Source organism: Komagataeibacter saccharivorans, assembly GCF_003207825.1.
GTDB classification, from domain to species: Bacteria; Pseudomonadota; Alphaproteobacteria; order Acetobacterales; family Acetobacteraceae; genus Komagataeibacter; species Komagataeibacter saccharivorans.
In genome coordinates, this window is sequence record NZ_NKTY01000019.1 from 23,429 (window position 1) to 42,518 (window position 19,090).

18 protein-coding genes are annotated in these 19,090 nt (G+C 62.5%); 11 read left to right on the forward strand and 7 right to left on the reverse strand.

Annotated features, from left to right (window positions below; translation table 11 throughout):
- Positions 1-71 precede the first annotated feature (71 nt).
- The 5 genes from CFR79_RS11075 (at position 72) to CFR79_RS11095 (ending at position 5,487) form a co-directional block, all read left to right on the forward strand.
- The gene (locus CFR79_RS11075; protein ID WP_110547947.1) at positions 72-986 is read left to right on the forward strand and encodes a glycosyltransferase family 9 protein; all 915 of its coding nucleotides are present in this window, start codon (positions 72-74) and stop codon (positions 984-986) included.
- A 211-nt stretch (positions 987-1,197) separates the two neighbouring features.
- Positions 1,198-1,896: a hypothetical protein gene (locus CFR79_RS11080; RefSeq protein ID WP_102323518.1), complete on the forward strand. Its 699-nt coding sequence runs from the start codon at positions 1,198-1,200 to the stop codon at positions 1,894-1,896.
- Positions 1,897-1,939: 43 nt separating this feature from the next.
- Positions 1,940-3,313: a PQQ-like beta-propeller repeat protein gene (locus CFR79_RS11085; protein ID WP_110547948.1), complete on the forward strand. Its 1,374-nt coding sequence runs from the start codon at positions 1,940-1,942 to the stop codon at positions 3,311-3,313.
- A gap of 16 nt (positions 3,314-3,329) precedes the next feature.
- The gene (gene der, locus CFR79_RS11090; RefSeq protein WP_102323520.1) at positions 3,330-4,757 is read left to right on the forward strand and encodes a ribosome biogenesis GTPase Der; all 1,428 of its coding nucleotides are present in this window, start codon (positions 3,330-3,332) and stop codon (positions 4,755-4,757) included.
- Between the two features lie 142 nt (positions 4,758-4,899).
- Positions 4,900-5,487, forward strand: coding sequence for a nicotinamidase (locus CFR79_RS11095; RefSeq protein ID WP_110547949.1), 588 nt, complete (start codon positions 4,900-4,902; stop codon positions 5,485-5,487).
- A gap of 11 nt (positions 5,488-5,498) precedes the next feature.
- On the opposite strand, the gene CFR79_RS11100 is transcribed toward CFR79_RS11095, so the two are convergent.
- On the reverse strand, positions 5,499-6,842 hold the full coding sequence (locus CFR79_RS11100) for a GntT/GntP/DsdX family permease (protein WP_102324190.1): 1,344 nt from the start codon (positions 6,840-6,842) through the stop codon (positions 5,499-5,501).
- A 206-nt stretch (positions 6,843-7,048) separates the two neighbouring features.
- Here CFR79_RS11100 and CFR79_RS11105 point away from each other — a divergent pair, with 206 nt between their 5' ends.
- Complete coding sequence (locus tag CFR79_RS11105) at positions 7,049-7,798, forward strand: dienelactone hydrolase family protein (protein WP_110547950.1); 750 nt, start codon at positions 7,049-7,051, stop codon at positions 7,796-7,798.
- Here CFR79_RS11105 and ubiA read toward each other — a convergent pair.
- Complete coding sequence (gene ubiA, locus CFR79_RS11110; protein ID WP_110547951.1) at positions 7,788-8,705, reverse strand: 4-hydroxybenzoate octaprenyltransferase; 918 nt, start codon at positions 8,703-8,705, stop codon at positions 7,788-7,790. The two genes, CFR79_RS11105 and ubiA, sit on opposite strands and share 11 nt — an antisense overlap.
- Before the next feature lie 156 nt (positions 8,706-8,861).
- On the opposite strand from ubiA, the gene CFR79_RS11115 reads away from it, so the two are divergent.
- The 4 genes from CFR79_RS11115 to CFR79_RS11130 all read left to right on the forward strand — a co-directional run bounded on the left by CFR79_RS11115 (position 8,862) and on the right by CFR79_RS11130 (position 12,953).
- Entirely contained in the window at positions 8,862-9,602 is a 741-nt protein-coding gene (locus CFR79_RS11115) for a 16S rRNA (uracil(1498)-N(3))-methyltransferase (RefSeq protein ID WP_110547952.1), read from the forward strand.
- Positions 9,603-9,681: 79 nt separating this feature from the next.
- The gene (locus CFR79_RS11120; protein ID WP_110547953.1) at positions 9,682-11,094 is read left to right on the forward strand and encodes a glutamate--cysteine ligase; all 1,413 of its coding nucleotides are present in this window, start codon (positions 9,682-9,684) and stop codon (positions 11,092-11,094) included.
- Between the two features lie 189 nt (positions 11,095-11,283).
- Positions 11,284-12,240 (forward strand): iron exporter MbfA, encoded by a 957-nt coding sequence (gene mbfA, locus CFR79_RS11125; protein WP_110547954.1) that lies wholly within the window; start codon positions 11,284-11,286, stop codon positions 12,238-12,240.
- 74 nt (positions 12,241-12,314) lie between these two features.
- Positions 12,315-12,953: a LolA family protein gene (locus CFR79_RS11130; RefSeq protein WP_110547955.1), complete on the forward strand. Its 639-nt coding sequence runs from the start codon at positions 12,315-12,317 to the stop codon at positions 12,951-12,953.
- An 18-nt stretch (positions 12,954-12,971) separates the two neighbouring features.
- Here the strand turns inward: CFR79_RS11130 and rsmI are convergent, their stop codons facing one another.
- The gene (gene rsmI, locus CFR79_RS11135; protein ID WP_254057883.1) at positions 12,972-13,964 is read right to left on the reverse strand and encodes a 16S rRNA (cytidine(1402)-2'-O)-methyltransferase; all 993 of its coding nucleotides are present in this window, start codon (positions 13,962-13,964) and stop codon (positions 12,972-12,974) included.
- An 11-nt stretch (positions 13,965-13,975) separates the two neighbouring features.
- Here rsmI and CFR79_RS11140 point away from each other — a divergent pair, with 11 nt between their 5' ends.
- Complete coding sequence (locus tag CFR79_RS11140; RefSeq protein WP_408884570.1) at positions 13,976-15,322, forward strand: penicillin-binding protein activator; 1,347 nt, start codon at positions 13,976-13,978, stop codon at positions 15,320-15,322.
- Positions 15,323-15,360: 38 nt separating this feature from the next.
- Here CFR79_RS11140 and CFR79_RS11145 read toward each other — a convergent pair whose 3' ends face one another.
- The 4 genes from CFR79_RS11145 to CFR79_RS11160 all read right to left on the reverse strand — a co-directional run bounded on the left by CFR79_RS11145 (position 15,361) and on the right by CFR79_RS11160 (position 19,053).
- The gene (locus CFR79_RS11145; protein WP_102323529.1) at positions 15,361-15,705 is read right to left on the reverse strand and encodes a hypothetical protein; all 345 of its coding nucleotides are present in this window, start codon (positions 15,703-15,705) and stop codon (positions 15,361-15,363) included.
- A 182-nt stretch (positions 15,706-15,887) separates the two neighbouring features.
- Positions 15,888-16,805 carry an LpxL/LpxP family acyltransferase gene (locus CFR79_RS11150; RefSeq protein ID WP_110547957.1) on the reverse strand — a complete coding sequence of 306 codons (918 nt, stop codon included), beginning with the start codon at positions 16,803-16,805 and terminating at the stop codon, positions 15,888-15,890.
- Positions 16,802-17,788, reverse strand: coding sequence for a tetraacyldisaccharide 4'-kinase (gene lpxK / locus CFR79_RS11155; RefSeq protein WP_110547958.1), 987 nt, complete (start codon positions 17,786-17,788; stop codon positions 16,802-16,804). The genes CFR79_RS11150 and lpxK overlap by 4 nt, the downstream gene beginning before the upstream one ends.
- Positions 17,788-19,053 carry a 3-deoxy-D-manno-octulosonic acid transferase gene (locus tag CFR79_RS11160; RefSeq protein ID WP_258373552.1) on the reverse strand — a complete coding sequence of 422 codons (1,266 nt, stop codon included), beginning with the start codon at positions 19,051-19,053 and terminating at the stop codon, positions 17,788-17,790. The genes lpxK and CFR79_RS11160 overlap by 1 nt, the downstream gene beginning before the upstream one ends.
- Positions 19,054-19,090: the final 37 nt, after the last annotated feature.

Genomic DNA, 19,090 nt, shown 5'->3' on the forward strand with positions numbered 1-19,090 from the left:
GCCACAGCCGGCGTGACAGACAAGGGCAAAGACGGGTTGGCACATCCGCAAAACGTGACTAGCACCGTAAAATGCACATCCTGTTCATAACATCCACCCGGCTGGGGGACGCCATCCTGTCAACCGGCCTGCTGGATACCCTGCTGCGGCGTTATCCGCAGGCTGACTTCACCATAGCCTGCGGCCCGGTGGCGGCTGGCCTGTTCGCCCATATGCCACGTCGGGTCCGTACGATCGTGATGGTCAAGCGTACGTATGACAGGCACTGGTTCGACCTGTGGCGTCAGTGTCGGGGGCGCAGATGGGATATATGCATCGACCTGCGTGGTTCCATCACCAGCTACTTCCTGCGCGTGGGCAGGCGGTACGTGATGCGTGGTGGCCGCAGGCCGGGGCGGCGGATTGCCCATATTGGCGCATTGCTCAGCCTGAGCCCCGCGCCGCTGCCGGTGACATGGACCAGTCAGGTCGAACGTGCGCAGGCGTCGCGCATGCTGGGGACGGGCGTGAACTGGGTCGCACTTGGCCCGACAGCCAACTGGGATGGCAAGATATGGCCGGCGGAACGGTTTGTGGCCCTGTTCGACCTGCTGCGCGCGGCTGATCCCGGCCTGCGCCCGGTGGTCCTCTATGGACCGGGAGAGGCGGAGCAGGCGCGCGCGCGGCCCGTTCTGGCGCAGTTGCCTGATGCGCTTGATACCGGTGGAACGCTATCGGTCACGCAGGTTGCTGCGCTGATGGGACAATGCACGCTGTTTATTGGTAATGATTCCGGTCTCATGCATCTGGCGGCGGCAAGCGGGATTCCCACGCTTGGCCTGTTCGGGCGAAGCCGTGCGTCGGAATACGCGCCCTGCGGTCCGTGGGCGCGGGCGGTCGTAGCTCCTGGCCCCGAGGGCGAAGCCCCGATGCAAGGGCTGCACGTGGAACAGGTGGCACAGGCGGCGCTGGCCCTGTTACGGCAGTGGCGGGAGCGGAAACGGTGAAAAACCTGAACTTTGTGCATTTCGGGCACGCTTACGACTGGCGGCGGAAAACGGCCCGGTCTATGTGATCGGACAGGCATGATGGCGGAAATGGGGATGGCGACCGGACAGGGCGGTTTGCCGTGCCGTTTCAGGCTGGATATGCTGGGGCAGAGATTTACGACGCGCGACGCATCACGCACCGCGCCAGCAAGCAGGGAACGACAGGAACGTGGCTGACGACATCTTCAGGGAAGTCGATGAGGAAATCCGTGCCGAACGCATCCGGGCACTGGCGCGGCGCTATCTGGTGGTTGCGGGTGTCGTGGTCGCGGGTATCTGTATCGGCGCGGGCGGGTGGCAGTATTCGGTCTATCGCGCCCATCAGGCTGACGCCGCCGTATCGGCTTCCTATTTCACCGCAATGCATGATGCGGCCCGTGGCCCTGCGGATATGCCGGGCAGCACCGCGCCCCTGACAGCGGGACAGAAAAACGCCCTTCAGGAACTTGCTGCCCTTGATGGCAAGGCGCGGCCACCGCTGCGCATCCTTGCCCGCATGGAACGCGCCGCCCTTCTGGCCGGTAGCGGTGACAATGCCGGTGCCCTGACATTGTGGGATGGTGTCGCGCAGGAACACGGTGTCGATCCGGTTGTAGCCTCCCTCGCCAGCCTGCTGTGGGTCCAGCATCAGATCGACAGTGGCGATCCCGCTACCCTGCGTTCACGGCTTGCCGTGCTGGACGGCGCGGGACAGCCATGGCGCGGACAGGCCATCGAAGCCGAAGCCCTGCTGGACCTGCGCGTAGGCAAGGAAGCTGACGCACGCGCCCGGTTCGAGCGGCTGAGCATGGACATGGGCATACCCGATGGCGTGCGCAACCGTGCGGAAGCCATGCTCCAGACGCTGGGGGGCGACGCGGGTGGCTAGTTCAAGGCGTGGTCCGCTCATGATGCCGACAGACGGAAAAAACATGAAATCAGTCCTAAGCCGACGCCATGCGCTCCTTGGCGTGGGGGCAGCCCTGCTGCCAGCCCTTGCGGCCTGCAAGGCAGGCAAGAAGAAAACGCCGCTGCTGATCGGCCATCGCTCGGATGTGCTGCATACGGTTGCGGGGCTGACGGTTGACGCCGATGAAACGCAGGCCGTGAACGTGCCTGCGCCCATCGCGGTCAATGCGTGGCCCCAGTCAGGCATCCGGCCTGATCATGACGGTGTGAACATCGCCTGGGGCGGCGAGATGCGCCACCAGTGGACCCACGATATCGGGGCTGGTAATTCCGAGCCGCAGCTTCTGTCCTATGTCGCGCTGGGCGATAGCGGGCGTGGCATCATCCAGGCAACGCCGGTGGTGCAGAATGGCCGGATTTTCGTAGCCGATGCACAGGGCGTCATCCGTGCCTACCGCTGGCCCGGCATGCACAAGCTGTGGGAATATAACCCCAAGCCGCGCAAGATGCTGTCCAACAATCTGGGCGGTGGCCTGACTGTTGATGGCGATACGCTGTACATCGTCGATGGTGTGGGTCAGGCGCTGGCGGTCAGTGCGGAAACCGGCAAGCTGAAATGGCGTGTCAATATTCAGGCCCCCGGCCGTTCCGCCCCCACGCTGGTCAATGGCAGGCTGTTCTTCGGCACGATTGACGAACACCTGTACTGCGTGGACGCCGAAAACGGTAACATCCTGTGGAGCTACGCCGCGACGTCCGCCGATACCGTCATATACGGCCAGCCCGCCCCGGCCGTGGCCGATGGCGTTGTGCTGGCCGGTTTCGGTTCAGGCGATCTGGTCGCCCTGCGCGCTGAAGGCGGTGAGGTCGTGTGGGCCGATACGCTGGGCAGCACGAACGGACAGGAAGCCCTGATCGACTTTTCGTGTGTTCATGGCATGCCCGTCATTGTCGATGGTACGGCCTACGCCATAAGCACGGGTTCCGTTCTGGTCGCCATCGATATGCGCTCGGGACGCAGGCTGTGGGAGCGCGGAATTTCGGGCCAGAATACGCCGCTGGTGATCGGGGACTGGATCTTCCTTGTTTCCATGGACGAACAGGTCGCCTGCCTGGACCGCCTGTCGGGTCATGTGCGCTGGATCACGCAGTTGCGCCAGTACGAAAACGCCGACAAGCAGAAACGCGGCATCGTATGGAATGGCCCCATACTGGCGGGCGGCAAGCTGGTGATGATTTCCAGCCTGCCGGAAAATGGCGTCGCCATCATCGATCCCGCGCAGGGGCACATCGAATCCCTTCACGCCCTTCCGGGTCAGGTCACGACCGCGCCCATCATTGTCGATAATCTGCTGTTGCTGATGGACAATAAGGGCTACCTTATAGCCTACAGTTAAAAAGAAAGTTGCCGCAGTGAGTTCATCTTTTCCATCCGTTTCGGCGGATGCGCTGCCGGTTGTCGTGATCGCGGGCAGGCCGAATGTCGGCAAGTCGACCATATTCAACCGGCTTGTCGGGCGCAGGCAGGCCCTTGTGGCGGATACCCCCGGCGTTACCCGCGACCGTAAGGAAGGGCAGGCCACAGTGCGTGGTCGCGCCATCCGCATAATCGACACAGCCGGACTTGAGGAAGCCGCCCCCGATACGCTGTACGGGCGGATGCGGGCCTCATCCGAATCCGCCGTAGCCAATGCGGATCTGGTCCTGTTCTGCATTGATGCCCGCAGTGGCATTACACCCGCGGACGAACATTTCGCCAACTGGCTGCGTCGGCAGGGCCGCCCGGTGCTGCTGATCGCCAACAAGGCGGAGGGACGGCAGGGCGCCGCCGCCGCGATGGAGGCCTATTCGCTTGGGCTGGGCGCTCCGCTTGCCATCTCCGCCGAGCATGGGGAAGGCGTGGCCGATCTTATGTCCGAAATAGCGGACCGCCTGCCACCGACCGATCTGCCGCCCGTGCAGAAACAGAGCCGCCGTGACCGGCGTATCCAGCAGGAAGAAGCCGGGGAGGTGGAGGACGTGCGTCCCCCCGGTCCCCTGCGGCTGGCCATTGTCGGGCGGCCCAATGCAGGCAAGTCCACGCTGCTCAACCGGCTTCTGGGCGAAGAGCGGATGATTACCGGCCCCGAGCCGGGGCTTACGCGCGATTCCATTGCCGTCACGCTCAACGACGATGAAGGTCCGATCCAGCTTGTCGATACCGCGGGCCTGCGCCGCAAGGCCCGTATTGACGAGACGCTGGAGAAGATGTCCGTCTCCGCCTCCATCGAGGCCCTGAAAATGGCGGAGGTCGTCATTCTGGTTCTGGATGCGACGCTGGGCGTGCATGAGCAGGACCTGCAGATCGCCCGCCTGATTGAGCGCGAAGGGCGGTGCTGCGTGCTGGCGCTGAACAAGTGGGACGCGGTGGAAGACCGGGCCGAAACCCGGCAGGCCATCAAGGACCGGATCGAGATGTCACTGGCGCAGATGCGCGGTATTCCGGTGGTCTCGTTCTCTGCGCTGACGGGGGCTGGCATCAACAAGCTGCTGCCGACGGTGCGACGGGCGCATGAAATCTGGAACCGTCGCGTGCCGACCGGGGCACTCAACCGCTGGTTCGAGATGATGGTCTCCCGCCATCCGCCGCCGCTGGTTGATGGGCGCAGGCTGAAACTGCGCTACATCACGCAGGCGAAGGCGCGTCCGCCCACGTTCATCCTGTTCGGAACCCGTACGGACCAGTTGCCTGACGACTATCAGCGCTATCTGGTCAATGGCATGCGGGAGGAATTTGACCTGCCCGGCACGCCGATCCGGCTGCTGCTGCGCGCTTCCAGCAATCCCTACGCCAAGGGATAAGAAATATCAGGCCGGGTGCAATCGCCCGGCCTGATGTCTGTACGGGCAGGGACTGACGGCATCCCACCGCTACCCATGGGGTATGGCGGAATGGAATGGATCAGGCATGATGGTGCGGTAAGCAAAACCGTAGGGACCAGCTATGCCTGTCGTAACCGCAACCGATGCCCTGCTGATTATCGACATGCAGGTGGATTTTCTGCCCGGCGGCGCACTGGCCGTGACCGGGGCGGATGCGCTCGTGCCGGTTATCAACCGGCTTGGCCATCTGCCATTCGGGCTGGTCGTGGCCACTCAGGACTGGCATCCGGCGGATCATGTATCCTTCAGGAAGCGGGGCGGCCCGTGGCCGGTGCATTGCGTGGCGGGCAGTGAAGGGGCCGCGCTATCTCCCGCGTTGGATCAGGCCCGTATTGGCGTGCTGCTGCGTAAGGGACTGGACCGCGATATCGACAGCTATTCAGCCTTTGGGGACAATGACCGTATCGGCCGGACAGGGCTGGAAGGACTGCTGAGGGACAGGGGCATTACCCGTGTGTTCCTGACGGGTGTTGCGCTGGACTATTGCGTAGCCGCCAGCGCACGCGATGCCTGCCGGGCCGGGTTTGATACCGTCGTGCTGCATGATGCCTGCCGCAGCGTGAAAGCCATGTCAGGCAGGATTCTGGAAACCCTGAGGGCAGAGGGGATCGGAGCGGCATCCTGCGCGGACCTGCTGCCCGCCCCCTAATCCGTCATTCCCTACGATACAACCAGCGAGAGCAGCAGGGCAAAAACCAGTCCGAGTACTGCAATCAGCGTTTCGATCACAGACCATGTCTTGATTGTCTGGCCAACGGACAGGCCAAGATATTCCTTGATCTGCCAGAACCCGGCATCATTCAGCGGGCCGAGCGCCACTGAACCCGCACCCGTCACGATCACCATCAGTTCGGGCGATGCCGAATGCGTGCGCAGCAGGATCGGCCCCACAATGCCAGCAGCCGTGCTCATGGCCACGGTGGCCGATCCGGTCGCGACCCGCACCACCACCGCCAGCAGCCATGCCAGCACCAGAAGGGGCACATGCGCCCCCACGGCCATACTGGTAATCGCGGATGAGACACCGCTATCCACCAGTTCCTGCCCAAAGCCGCCGCCAGCACCCACCAGCAGCATGATGAGTGCGGTGGGGGCAAGGCAGTCATTGGTGAATTTCAGGATTGTTTCACGGCTGAAGCCGCGCGCGGAACCAAAAACCTGAAAGGACAGCAGGGTGGCCAGCGCCAGCGCGATGTCGGTGTTGCCAATGAAGTGCAGCGCATTGTTCAGCGCCCGGTTGTTCGGTGCCGCGAAATCCGCCACCGACCCGATCAGCATCAGTATGACGGGCGACATGATGGTCAGCACCGTAATGCCGAAACCGGGCATGCTTTCGGGCAGTTCATGATTGACGAACTGCGCTTCCAGCGAACTGGGCTGTAGTGGCCCGATACGACTTGCGATGAAGCGGGCATAGATCGGTCCCGCGATCGCCGCCGCTGGGGTGCCGATCACGATACCCCACAGGATCGTGCGCCCGATATCGGCATGATAGGCCGAAAGGGCAAGCAGGGTGGCCGGATGCGGCGGGATCATGGCGTGCGTGACCGACAGGGCCGCTCCCAGCGGCAGCGCGAGCAGCAGCAGGGGAATATTGTTGCGACGCGCCAGCGTGAATGCCAGCGGAATCAGCAGCACGAATCCGACTTCAAAAAACACCGGCAGACCGACCAGCAGGCCGATCACCATCATGGCCCAGCTTATGCGCTTTTTGCCAGCCAGATGGGTGATCGTAACCGCGATACGGTCAGCCCCCCCGGATTCGGCCAGCATCTTGCCCAGCATCGTACCCAGCGCGATGACGGTCGCCACATGCCCCAGTACATGACCCGCACCGGCTTCAAACGATCCAATGGCCTTCTGTGGCGGCATGCCCGCACACAGCGCCAGACCAACCGATACCGTGAACAATACGATGAACGGATTTATCTTGAACCGGGCGATCAGGATCACGACAGATATGATCGCCAGCGAGGCCAGGGAGAATGCAAACAGCGATGACATTATGTTTTCTGTAACAAAATCATGCCCCATACAGGCCGTTGATGCCGTGGGATGTCAACGCATGAAGCTGTTTTTTTGCGCAATATCTGGATAGGAACGCCCTGTTTTTCAGACCTGATATTACGCTGGCGTCTTCTGCATCCCCTATCGGACGGGGGGATGCAGGGTGTTATCATGCAGTCCTGTGCAACGGAAAAGGCATTGAGATGATTATCCATTCCCATGAGACGGTCGATATTCCAACGTCGTCGGGCATGATGCGGATGCATGTCTTTCGCCCCGCTATTGAGGGGCGCTTTCCCGGCATCGTGCTTTTTTCCGAAATCTATCAGGTGACGGCACCGATCCGCAGGCTGGCGGCCATGATGGCGGGGCAGGGTCATGTCGTGTGCGTGCCGGAAGTCTATCATGAATATGAACCGTGCGGCACCGTTCTGGCCTATGACACTGCCGGGACCGATCGGGGCAATTTCCTGAAATATGAAAAGGCGCTGACCGGTTATGATGCGGATGCCCGTGCCGCATTGGACTGGCTTTCATCTTATCCGCCCTGCACGGGGGCGCTGGCCACGATGGGCGTGTGCCTTGGCGGTCATCTGGCCTTCCGGGCCGCGTTCGATCCGCGTGTGCGCGCGGCTGTATGTTTCTATGCCACCGATATCCATTCCGGCACGCTTGGTCATGGGCAGTGCGATGACACGCTGGAACGCGTGCATGAACTGAGCGGGGAGGTCATGCTGGTATGGGGCAGGCAGGACCCGCATGTGCCCTTTGAAGGACGGGAGAAAATCCGCGCGGCGCTGGAAAAGGCCGGAACCCGGTATTCATGGCATGAATTCAACGCGCAGCATGCTTTCCTGCGCGACGAAGGGCACCGTTTCGATCCTGCCCTTTTCCTTCAGTGCATGGGAATGGCCGAGCGTTTTCTGGCGCGGGCGCTGTCTGTCAGCGCGTAAGGGTGCCCGCCAGTATCGCCAGTGCTATGGCCAGCCCGGTTTCACGGTTGAAGCGGAACAGGCGCAGGCATGTGGCGGGATCGTTTTCCTCCAGGCGCGTCACCTGCCAGCCCAGCAGAAGGGCAGGCAGGGGCAGCGCCAGCCAGAACCCGTATCCCGCATGGGCAAGGCCACCCGCCGCCATCAGGCCAAGCAGGGTCAGCGCGTAACAGGTTCCAACAAACAGCCGTGCATGACCGGCCATGAGGCGGGATGTGGAGCGTACGCCGATGCGGGCATCGTCCTCCATATCCTGAAAGCCATAGATCGTATCGAAGCCAAGCTGCCAGACGATTGTCGCGGCGTAGAGCGCGCACAGCGCGGCATCAACCCGGTCGGCCGCCGCGGCATAGCCCAGCGGCGCGCCGAAGCCGAACGTGAAGCCCATGACAAGCTGGGGCCACCATGTCACCCGCTTGGCCAGCGGATAAAGCCCGACCAGAATGAGGGAAGACGTGCCCAGTACCTGCGACAGGGTATTGAGGTTCATCAGGATGTTGAACCCGATCAGCAGCAGTGCGGCCAGAAACAGTGCGGCTTCACGCATGGACAGTGCGCCGGACGCCAGCGGACGGCCCGCCGTGCGGGCAACCTGCCGGTCGATGTCGCGGTCCCACATATCATTGACCACGCAGCCCGCGGCCCGCATCACCACGCTGCCGATACCGAACAGCACGATCAGGAAAATCCGCTGCGCGGGCGTCACACCGGCAGGCAGCATGATGCCCCACACACCGGGCAGGAACAGCAGCCATGTACCAATGGGCCGGTCCAGCCGCGCCAGTAGTGCATAGGGGCGCAGGCGCGCGGGCAGGCGACCGATCCAGCCATCCACCCGGATGTCCGTATGGGGTACAGGCTGGTCCAAGGCGCAACTCCTTCGTGATAAACGGCATCGGCGGCGACGGGTTTGCCGATGACGGAACGCCCCGTGGCTGCTAATGGCGAAACAGATGGGCCGGAAGACCCCGCCGGGTCAAGACTGGTTCCGGCCGTGTGAAACAGCGAAAGGTTACCGCCTGGTATGAGGGATTGCCCCCGACTGTTCATTTCCCCCACCGGCACGCCACCCATGGCGGTGGATGGCATGCTCGACCTTGAGCCGGGGCAGGCCCATTATCTGGGCACGGTCATGCGCCAGCAGGCCGGTGCCGCGGTGGAGGTTTTCAACGCGCGTGACGGCGCGTGGCAGGGCGTGATCGATCACCTGCGCCGTGACCGCTGCCGCGTCCGGCTTGTGGAACAGACTCGCGCGCCTGCTTCCACGCAGGGGCTGTGCCTGTTGTTTGCCCCCCTCAAGCGCGACGCGACCGAAACGGTCATCCGCATGGGTACCGAACTGGGGGTCGTGCGGTTCCGGCCGGTCGTGACCGAACGGACCAATACCCATCGTATCAATGCAGCGCGGCTGGAAAGCATTGCCATAGAGGCCGCCGAACAGTGCGAACGGCTGGACGTGCCCACCATCGATCCGCTTGAGGCGCTGCCCATGATGCTGTCCCAATGGCCTGATGATACAGCCCTGTTTGCTGCCCTTGAGCGCAGCCCGCAACACGCCATGGCTCCCGCGCCCCGTATCGGGGACAGCGTGCTGATCGGCCCCGAAGGCGGTTTTTCACCCCGGGAGCATGACATGCTGCGCGCGCGTCCCTTCGTGCGCCCGCTTTCACTGGGGCCACGGGTGCTGCGGGCCGATACGGCGGCGGCGGCGGCGCTGGCTCTTGTCGGGGCTGGTCTCGAAGCCGTATGTGGTACAGGTTTGTAACTACCCATTCCCTTTCCGGCATGCGCGTTCAGCCTGTCGCCGGTCCTGATCTGACTGTCATGAGGATATTACCCCCGCCATGTCGAACCCCGGCGCGCATAATTCAAACGTAATCGAATCATTCCAGCAGATGGTCGACGTACTGGCGGCAGGCGCCCGTCCGCGCCAGGAATGGCGGATCGGTACGGAACATGAAAAATTCGGTTTTGTCCTGCCTGATGCAGCCGGGCCGCAGCGCAGGGCGTGGTCATCCCCCCCATACGCGCCGCAGGGGATCGAAGCGCTGCTGCGTGATCTTGCGGGTGAGAACGGTGGCGCGCGCTGGCAGGAAATCATTGATCGCGATGCGCTGATCGGGCTAAAGGGCGCGGCGGACGCAAAGGGCTGCTCCATCTCGCTGGAGCCGGGTGGCCAGTTTGAACTTTCCGGTGCGCCACTGGCCAGCCTGCATGAAACGGCGGCCGAAATGGATCGCCATTTCGCGTCCATCCGCAAGCCATGTAATGAACTTGGCATCGGCTTCGCGCCGATCGGCTTCCATCCGACCGCAACGCGCGCGGATATCCCGTGGATGCCCAAAAGCCGCTACGCCATCATGCGCAATTACATGCCGCGCGTCGGCACGCTGGGGCTGGACATGATGCTGCGGACCTGCACGGTGCAGGTGAACCTTGATTTCGGGTCCGAGGCCGATATGGCCCGCAAGATGCGTGTATCGCTGGCGTTGCAGCCGGTTGCGACCGCGCTGTTCGCCAGTTCCCCCTTCTATGAGGGGAAGCCCAACGGCCTGCTGTCCAATCGCGCGCAGGTATGGACTGACACGGATAATGCCCGTTCGGGCATGCCACACCTGTTCCTGCGCGACGGGTTCAGCTTCGCAGCCTATGTGAACTGGCTGCTGGACGTGCCGATGTATTTCGTCACCCGCGATGACCGGATGATTGATGTGGCGGGCTGCTCCTTCCGTGCGTGGCTGGATGGGCGCGACCTGCCGGGGCTGGAAGGGGAGCGTCCCACCATCGGGGATTTTGAAGATCACCTGACCACTGTGTTTCCCGATGTCCGACTAAAACAGTTTCTGGAAATGCGGGGCGCGGATGCGGGATCTCCGGCCATGATGCTGGCGCAGTCCGCATTGTGGACGGGTATATTATATGACGACGCCACCCTGCATGCGGCGGAAAAGCTGGTACTGGAACACGGCTGGGATGATTACAGCGCCATCCGCGCCGCCGTGCCCCGCACCGGGCTGGATACGCCGTGGGGGCAGGGTGATCTGCGTGGTGTTGCGGCCCGCATGGTCGAACTGGCGACCGATGGCCTGCGCGCACGCGCCTGCCGTGATGCGCATGGACAGGACGAGACACGCTATCTCGACCCCTTGCGTGAAATCGTATCCGGTGGCCCCACTCAGGCCGAGGCATGGCTTGCTGCCTATCATGGCCGCTGGAAGGGTGATGTGACCCACATCTTTACCGAAGCGGCAGTCTGATCGGTCTATGGCGGCAAGTCGGGACCGGGTGGGGGAGCGCCGTCCGCCCGGTCAACTGGTCTTTTTGCAAGAAATGTAATCGAGAAGCATAATCATTTCTGATGCCTTTACTTGCCTATTACAACTGAGAATTATTTTTAATTTATAATATTGTTGAGGTTCAGGAAGAGTTTGTGCATAGATCGGTAAATGCGCAAATTCTCGTCCCTCTCCGATCAGGAAATCCTGGCGCTCGCTATCTCCAATGAGGAGGAAGACGGGCGCATCTATTCCGATTTTGCCTACGCCATCAGGGAAAACTACCCCGACACGTCCAAGATCTTCACCGACATGTCGCAGGAAGAGGACGAGCACCGTCGCGACCTGATTGACCTGTATGCCAGACGGTTCGGCCCCCATATTCCCCTGATCCGCAGGCAGGATATTGCGGATTTCATTGTGCGCAAACCGGCATGGCAGGTACAGACGCTGGGGATCGAGGCCGTGCGCAGCCATGCACGGCAGATGGAAATGGATGCGGCGCGTTTCTACCGGCAGGCCGCCCTGCGCACCACCGACGCGGTTACCCGCAAGCTGCTGGGCGACCTGGCCCATGCGGAAGACCGGCATGAACAGGCCGCCAATGCCATCGAAGTGGACCGCCTGCCTACCAGCAAGCGTGAAAGCGAGGACGAGGATGCGCGTCGCCGCTTTGTGCTCCAGATTGTCCAGCCCGGTCTTGTCGGTCTCATGGATGGTTCGGTGTCCACGCTGGCGCCGGTATTCGCAGCCGCGTTTGCCACGCATCTGCCGTGGAATGCCTTTCTGGTCGGTATGGCGGCGTCGGTGGGGGCGGGCATTTCCATGGGTTTTGCCGAAGCCCTGTCCGATGATGGCAAACTGTCGGGGCGGGGCGCGCCGCTGCTGCGCGGCCTGATCTGCGGGCTTATGACCACGGCGGGCGGGATCGGCCATACGCTGCCGTTCCTTATCAGCGATTTTTCGGTTGCGATGATCTCCGCCGTGATCGTGGTGGTGATCGAGCTGTTTGCCATTTCATGGATACGCTGGCGCTATCAGGAAACACCGTTCAGTTCCGCCATTGTGCAGATCGTGATTGGCGGCCTGCTGGTATTTGTGGCCGGTGTCCTGATTGGCAGTTCGTAATCCGGCTGCCTTGATCTTACCCCGATGTTGGGGCACCACTTGGGTTGCCACGCTATACTGGATTGCCCTGTATCATGAGATTTTTCCGCCCTGGCGCTGCCTGTGTCCTGACCTGTCTGCTGGTGGGGGGCGCAGTGCTTCCTGCCCACGCTCAGGAACAGATGGCTGTTGGCGCATCCGATCAGGATCATGCCCTGCTGGAACGGGTGGAGCATCATCTGGATGGGATCAGCCTGCTCAAGGCCCGTTTCCGCCAGATCGCTCCCGATGGCAAGCAGACCACGGGCACGGCATGGATCGACCGCGCGAATCGCCGGATGCGCTTTCAGTATGATCCGCCCAGCCCGCTGCTGCTGGTCGCCAATCACGATCAGGTCGTGTTCAACGACAGCCAGCTTGACCAGACCACCACCATGCCGATGGACAAGACGCCGCTGGGCCTGCTGCTGCGTCCGCATCTCCAGCTTTCGGGCGATGTGACCGTGACGGGCCTGTCACGCGACAGCAACATGCTCAATATTACGGTGGTGCGCACCGAATCGCCCGGCGATGGCAGTCTGACGCTGGTGTTCCGCAACAATCCGCTGCTGCTGCGCGGATGGATCATTCAGGATGCCCAGCAGCAGGTAACCCGCGTTGAACTGCTTGATGTCACCACCGGTGGCGCACCCCCGGCGGATTCACTTTTCAATACCGACCTGCCCGAACACTAACTTGGGTCAGCGGCTGTTTCATTCCGCCCCGCGCGCCAGTTCCAGCGCGCGGGCGTAAACCGTGCGGCGCGGCAGGCTGGTAATGCCCGCGACAAGGGCAGCCGCATCCTTGACCGAAAGCGTCTGCAGCGCCGCGCGAAGCTGGCTGTCGAGATCGGCGGCAGTGCTGTCATCCTGCGCCGGTGGTCCCAGAACAACGGTGATTTCACCCCGTGCCGGGTTCTGGGCGTAATGGGCGGCGAGTTCCGCCACGGTGCCACGCCGGACTTCTTCAAAGCGTTTCGTCAGTTCACGCGCCACGGCGGCGGGGCGGGTGCCGCCCATGACATCGGCAAGGCTTGCAAGCATTTCCGCCACCCTGTGCGGTGCTTCGTGCCAGATCAGCGTGGCGGACAGTCCCGCGCATTCCGCCGCGTGCAGGCGGGCCAGCACTTCGCGCCGTGCGGCGTCACGTGGTGGCAGGAAACCTGAAAACATGAAGGGATGGGGCGGCAGTCCCGACAGGGTCAGGGCCATTACGGCGGCATTGGGTCCCGGCACGGCGCTGACCCGGCCACCAGCCGCCACGACCGCGCGCACCAGGCGGTATCCGGGGTCGGACATAAGCGGCGTGCCCGCATCGGAAATGACGGCAATGCGCTCCCCCTTGCCCAGTGCGTCCAGCAGGGCGGGGATCTGCTGTTCCTCGTTATGGTCATGCAGGGGGCGGGTTCTGGTGCGGATACCGTATTCGCGCAGCAGGCGGGCACTGGTGCGGGTATCCTCGCACAGGATCAGATCGGCGGCTTCCAGCGTTTCAACCGCCCGGCGGCTGATATCGCCCAGATTGCCGATGGGGGTGGCGACAAGAACAAGTTCTCCGGGTTGAATCCGAACCGGAACGGTTTCCTCCGCGTTCCCTGCATGACGGGCGTCACATTCTCCGCTATGAACTTCGGGGCGGGGTGTGTCCCCCGGATGTTCCGCAGCAGGATAAGATTTTGAAGGCAGGGAAGATGAGGCGTCAGACATTCGGAACCCAGATGCAAGGACAGGATGTTGATTCTGCCTCTCCGCGCCGCGCATGCAAGCGCTTATTGCTGGCAAGCCTGGCGCTGTCGGCCCTGAGCGCGTGCGCAGGCGGTGGCGGGCACGTCAGTCATGCCCCACAGGCGGGACGCAGCGTTGGCGTGCTTCTGCCATTGACCGGCACGAATGCCCGGCTGGGACAGGAAATGCTGACCGCCACCCGCATGGCCATGAATACGCCAACGTCCCCGCCGCTGGATGTGCGCGACACGGCAGCGCCCGGCAGTAATGCCGCCCTTGCGGCACAGGGCGCCATTGCGGCAGGGGACGGTCTGATACTGGGGCCGCTTACCACGGACGATACCGCGAAGGCGGCGGCTGTTACGGTCCCGGCAAAAATCCCCGTAATGGCCTTTACCAGTGACATGTCGGTGGCCCAGCCCGGTGTGTGGACACTGGGTATCGCGCCCGAACAGCAGGTACGGCGCATGGTGTTGGCGGCCCGCCAGCAGGGGCGGCAGCATTTCGCCGCCTTCCTGCCTGATAACCGTCTGGGCCATGCGCTGGGTCAGGCGCTTCAGCAGGTATGTGAGGAAAACGGCCTGCAGTCCCCGCAGATCATGTTCCATGACACGACGCAGGACGGGATTACGGCCAGCCTGAAAACCCTGTCGGCCTATGACAGCCGTGCCGCAGCCGTGCCGCAGCCCGATCCGGTGCAGCAGGCGGCAGCAAGTGTTGCCACCCAGCCCGCGGCGGAAGGTGTGGACCCGACCAACCCGGATGGGGCACCGCAGCAGGCCACGACCCAGACCGATGTGCCGGCGGTGCCTGCGGCACCTCCTGCCGCGCCCATGGCGTTCCCGGCCCCGCCTTTCGATGCGTTGCTGCTGGGCGATACCGGGCTGCAACTGGGGCAGGTTATCAATGCGCTGGCACAGGCCCATGTAGACAGGGCCCATGTGCAGATCATGGGGCCGGGCCTATGGGGCGCGTTTGCCAGCAAGCTGTCCGCACTGCAGGGGGCGTGGTACGCAGCGCCCGATCCGGCAACCCGTCAGGCATTCATACAGCAGTTCATGGCGCGGTATCACCACATGCCCACGCCACTGGCGGACCTGAGCTATGATGCCGCAGCGCTGGTAAAGGCGCTGGACCAGACGCGACCGACCGGCAGTGCGAATGGCTATTCCGTGCAGGCGCTGACCCGGCCGGAGGGATTCGGTGGGGTGGATGGCGCGTTCGGTTTTCTGGAAAATGGGAAGACCCGGCGTGACCTGGCCGTATTTCAGATTCTTCCGACAGGCGGTAGCCAGATCGTCGTCCCGCCCGCTGGCAAGCTGCGCCGTGGCGCGAACTGATACAGGGCGGGTAAGGGTGTAATTACAGTCGCGGCCCGTCAGGCCGCGACAGTCGCCCCGCAGGACAGAACCGGACGGATCGCGTGCAGCGCGGCTTCGAAGCTGCGATAGGTGGCCAGGTGATGGTCACGGATCTGATCGATCAGCGCCCAGCCCATGCCTTCCGGCCGGACCATGTAGGCGGGGTTGGCATTTTCACGCACCCAGACCAGAACATGTTCAATATCAGGCTCATCGTGTTCGTTACGGTTGGCGACATCCGCATCGCACAGGCCCATACACGCGCCAGCCTGTAGCCAGCGCATCAGGTATTCGCGATGACGCGGAAGAAAACCCTGCCGCAGGGAAACAACTTTGGCATCAGAATATCGTTGATCCATCATGCTCATTCCATTGGCTGTGTGACCTGTCATGGCGTGACCGTGACACTGTATGGATGATGCTATGGGCGCATGGCTGCTTTGCCAAACTAAAAATGGCGAATAAAGCCGAAGAAACAGGCAGAAAACTCCGTCTGTGACAAAAAAACAATAATTTAAGTTTAATATGGTTATTAATTGAGCAACTAATTAGGCATTTGCCTATTCCATCGGCGGTGGAGCCATAACCAACTGCCCGGTTTCTGTCGTATCGTGCTTTCAATCCAGTCATTGACCATCTGGGTCAGGTCCATCTGATCCTGACTCCGCTCGCCTGTATCGGGCAGATCAATGGGGGGGTGGACATGAATGCGCAGGCGTGCCGGGCCAAGCCGTTCGACATATCCGGGAATGACCGGGCAGCGCAGCTTGATGGCCATGGCCGCCATTGCCCCTGCCGTCATGGCGGGCAGGCCAAAGAAACGGGCCGGCACGCCGTCATTCATTTTCTGGTCCACCAGCATGCCCAGATGCCCGCCCTTGAGGATATGGGCAAGTGCGCCCCGGGCACCCCGCGCGCCCTTGGCGAACAGTGGCACGGGCTGGCCCATGGCCTGATCGCGCAGGTCGCACAGGATGCGATCCACCAGCGGATTGTTGGGCGCACGATAAAAGGATGAGAACGGCAGTCCATATCGCGCCACGGCAGGCGGCAGCATTTCCCAGTTGCCGATATGGCCGGATACGAAAATGGTCGGGCCACCGCGCGCGGCCTGTGCGTGAAGATATTCCTCTCCCACCACATCCCAGCCCGGTCCATCGACAGGATTATGGGGCAGGGTGGACAGATGCGGGAATTCACCGGCATTGCGACCGATATTGTCCCACATCTCGCGGATCACCGCGCGACGCATACCGCCGTCAAGCTCGGGCATGGCCATGCGCAGATTTGCATCCGCAATACGGGATACGGGCAGTCTCGGCCCCACCGTGCGGCACAGCCATCCCCCCAGATTGGACGCCCGGACAGGACCAATGCGGCGGAAGATGGCCAGCAGGGCACGAACAAAAATGGCTTCCACATGCATCTGCCGCGTAGGAGGAGGAGCTTTTTTTTCGTTCATCGTTCGGTCTTGTCCAGCCATAGATCCAGTATCTGCTCAGGCATCCCAGTCGTGGCCCATGTAACGTGCAGCCCAACGGTGACGACGCGCTGGCGAAAAGGAGCGGGCAGGCGGACGGCGTCTTTTTCAGTTGTCACGAGACAGGCATTCCATTTCTCCGCCAGTGCCTGCAGGCGATGGCAGTCGCGGACGGTATAGGCATGATGGTCCGCAAAGCCGAGACAGGCGCGGGGATGAATGCCATTTTTGGCCAGACCATCAAAAAACTTGGCAGGGCGCCCGATCCCGGCAAAGGCGACAACCGGCCTGTCGATAGGAATGCTGCCCGTATCCTGTCGCAGGGATGCATGAAAACAGGGCAGGCGATCCCTGACCCCGGATGTTACATCCATCCGATCCGGCCCGATCACGACCACCCCGGCTGCCCGTGCCAGCCCGGTGGGAACGGGTTCCCGCAGTGGCCCCGCAGGCAGGACATGACCATTACCAAAACCGACCTGTCCATCCACCACAATCAGGGCCGCGTCCGGATGCAGCGTGGGGTTCTGGAAACCGTCATCCATCAATAGACAGTCCGCGCCGTCCGCCACCGCCCTGCGTGCCGATACTGCCCGGTCCGCGCCGACATAACATGGCGCGATACGTGACAGCAGAAGCGGCTCATCCCCGACATCGCGGGCGGTATGGATCTGCGCATTCACCCGTGTTCCTCCCCCCACGCGCCCGCCATATCCCCGTGAGAGGACAGCGGGCCTGTGGCTACGGACAATGGCGCGTTGGGCCAGATCAAGCACAAGCGGTGTCTTGCCTGCCCCACCAACCCCGATATTGCCGCAACACAGAACAGGCACCGGCGCGTGCCATCCTGTCCGGCGCATGCGACGTGACGTAGCGAAAGCATATAGGTGGGAGAACGGCATCAGGAATGAGGCGACAGGTCCTGCCTGTGCAGGACTGCGCCACCAGAAGGCAGGGGCGCGCATTATCTCTTTTTTCCTAAAGCCAGAACGGCCTGTGCCACATCGCGGGCAAGGGCCGGATCATGATGTGTATGGAGGGACGGCGGACCTGTCTCATGATGCAGGCAGGACAGAACCCACTCTGCAATGTCCTGCTCTGTGGTGACGTAACGCACATCTGTACCCAGTCCGGCATAAGCCTGACGGAAGTTATCGATTTTGGGGCCACTTGCAACGCAGCACCCCGCGCGGGCGGGTTCAAGGGGATTGTGGCCGCCGCCTTCGCATCCGGGCAGGCTGTTGCCAAGCAGGACGGGCGCACCAAGGGCGAAGAACAGCCCTGTTTCCCCCACCGTATCGCATATCCAGACCTTGTCCTGCCCGGTCGGAAACTGCCCCCGCGCCCGACGGGGTGTTTGCGTATGATTCAGTGCCGCGATTTCCGGCCCACGGGGAGGATGACGCGGGATGATGATGGTCAGTGCATCGGGTATTGCCTGCCGTATCAGATCGCCTGCCGCCAGAATCGTCGTTTCTTCCCCTTCATGGGTGGACGCCGCGATCCAGACCGGTCTGTTGCCGATGGCATGGTTGATGCGGGTCAGTGCCATGGGATCGCAGGGCAGGGGATCGGCAGCTTCCTTCAGGTCGGCAATCAGATCAATCCGGCCTGCGCCGCCGTGGTCAAGGCGGCTGGCATCTTCCACGCTGCGCGCCATGATCCAGTTGAAAGCAGACAGCATGTGGCGCAGCAGGCATCGCGCCTTGCGCCATCCGGCCAGTGAACGGTCTGACATGCGCCCATTAACCAGCGCCAGCGCGATGCGCCGTTTCCGGCAGGCCGCGATCAGATTGGGCCACAGTTCACTTTCCACCAGAACGACGACATCGGGTTGCCAGAAATCCAGAAACCGCGCGGTCCAGCGTGGCACGTCCAGCGGGGCGAACTGATGACTGACCCGTTCGTATCCCGTCAGGGCAGGCAGGCGTGTATGCACGATTTCAGCCGCCGTTAGCGTGCCGGTTGTAATCAGGACATGCCGTGACGGGTCCAGTAAAAGAATCTGCCCGATCACAGGCAGTACCGCCACCGTTTCCCCCACGCTTGCCGCATGAAGCCAGATCAGGCGGCCGGAGGGCCGGGAACATGCTGCAATGCCGCGCCGCTGCGGCAGACTGACGGCGGATTCCTTGCCGCGTCGCATGCGGCAGTAAAGATTGAGGCGAAGCGCAGGTGTTAAAAGTGTCGCCAGCCCCGACCATGTTGCCCCCAGGACAGCGCTGCACATCCTTGCCCTTGCAGACAGAAGGCGGGTCATGCCCGTA

What these genes read in the sequence shown, in the direction of transcription:
- CFR79_RS11075 (WP_110547947.1), top strand. Translation starts at nt 72, where the DNA reads ATGCACATCCTGTTCATAACATCCACCCGGCTGGGGGACGCCATCCTG.
- CFR79_RS11085 (WP_110547948.1), top strand. Translation starts at nt 1,940, where the DNA reads ATGAAATCAGTCCTAAGCCGACGCCATGCGCTCCTTGGCGTGGGGGCA.
- CFR79_RS11095 (WP_110547949.1), top strand. Translation starts at nt 4,900, where the DNA reads ATGCCTGTCGTAACCGCAACCGATGCCCTGCTGATTATCGACATGCAG.
- CFR79_RS11100 (WP_102324190.1), bottom strand. Translation starts at nt 6,842, where the DNA reads ATGTCATCGCTGTTTGCATTCTCCCTGGCCTCGCTGGCGATCATATCT.
- CFR79_RS11105 (WP_110547950.1), top strand. Translation starts at nt 7,049, where the DNA reads ATGATTATCCATTCCCATGAGACGGTCGATATTCCAACGTCGTCGGGC.
- CFR79_RS11115 (WP_110547952.1), top strand. Translation starts at nt 8,862, where the DNA reads ATGAGGGATTGCCCCCGACTGTTCATTTCCCCCACCGGCACGCCACCC.
- CFR79_RS11120 (WP_110547953.1), top strand. Translation starts at nt 9,682, where the DNA reads ATGTCGAACCCCGGCGCGCATAATTCAAACGTAATCGAATCATTCCAG.
- mbfA (WP_110547954.1), top strand. Translation starts at nt 11,284, where the DNA reads ATGCGCAAATTCTCGTCCCTCTCCGATCAGGAAATCCTGGCGCTCGCT.
- CFR79_RS11130 (WP_110547955.1), top strand. Translation starts at nt 12,315, where the DNA reads ATGAGATTTTTCCGCCCTGGCGCTGCCTGTGTCCTGACCTGTCTGCTG.
- rsmI (WP_254057883.1), bottom strand. Translation starts at nt 13,964, where the DNA reads ATGTCTGACGCCTCATCTTCCCTGCCTTCAAAATCTTATCCTGCTGCG.
- CFR79_RS11140 (WP_408884570.1), top strand. Translation starts at nt 13,976, where the DNA reads ATGCAAGGACAGGATGTTGATTCTGCCTCTCCGCGCCGCGCATGCAAG.
- CFR79_RS11145 (WP_102323529.1), bottom strand. Translation starts at nt 15,705, where the DNA reads ATGATGGATCAACGATATTCTGATGCCAAAGTTGTTTCCCTGCGGCAG.
- CFR79_RS11150 (WP_110547957.1), bottom strand. Translation starts at nt 16,805, where the DNA reads ATGAACGAAAAAAAAGCTCCTCCTCCTACGCGGCAGATGCATGTGGAA.
- lpxK (WP_110547958.1), bottom strand. Translation starts at nt 17,788, where the DNA reads ATGCGCGCCCCTGCCTTCTGGTGGCGCAGTCCTGCACAGGCAGGACCT.
- CFR79_RS11160 (WP_258373552.1), bottom strand. Translation starts at nt 19,053, where the DNA reads ATGTGCAGCGCTGTCCTGGGGGCAACATGGTCGGGGCTGGCGACACTT.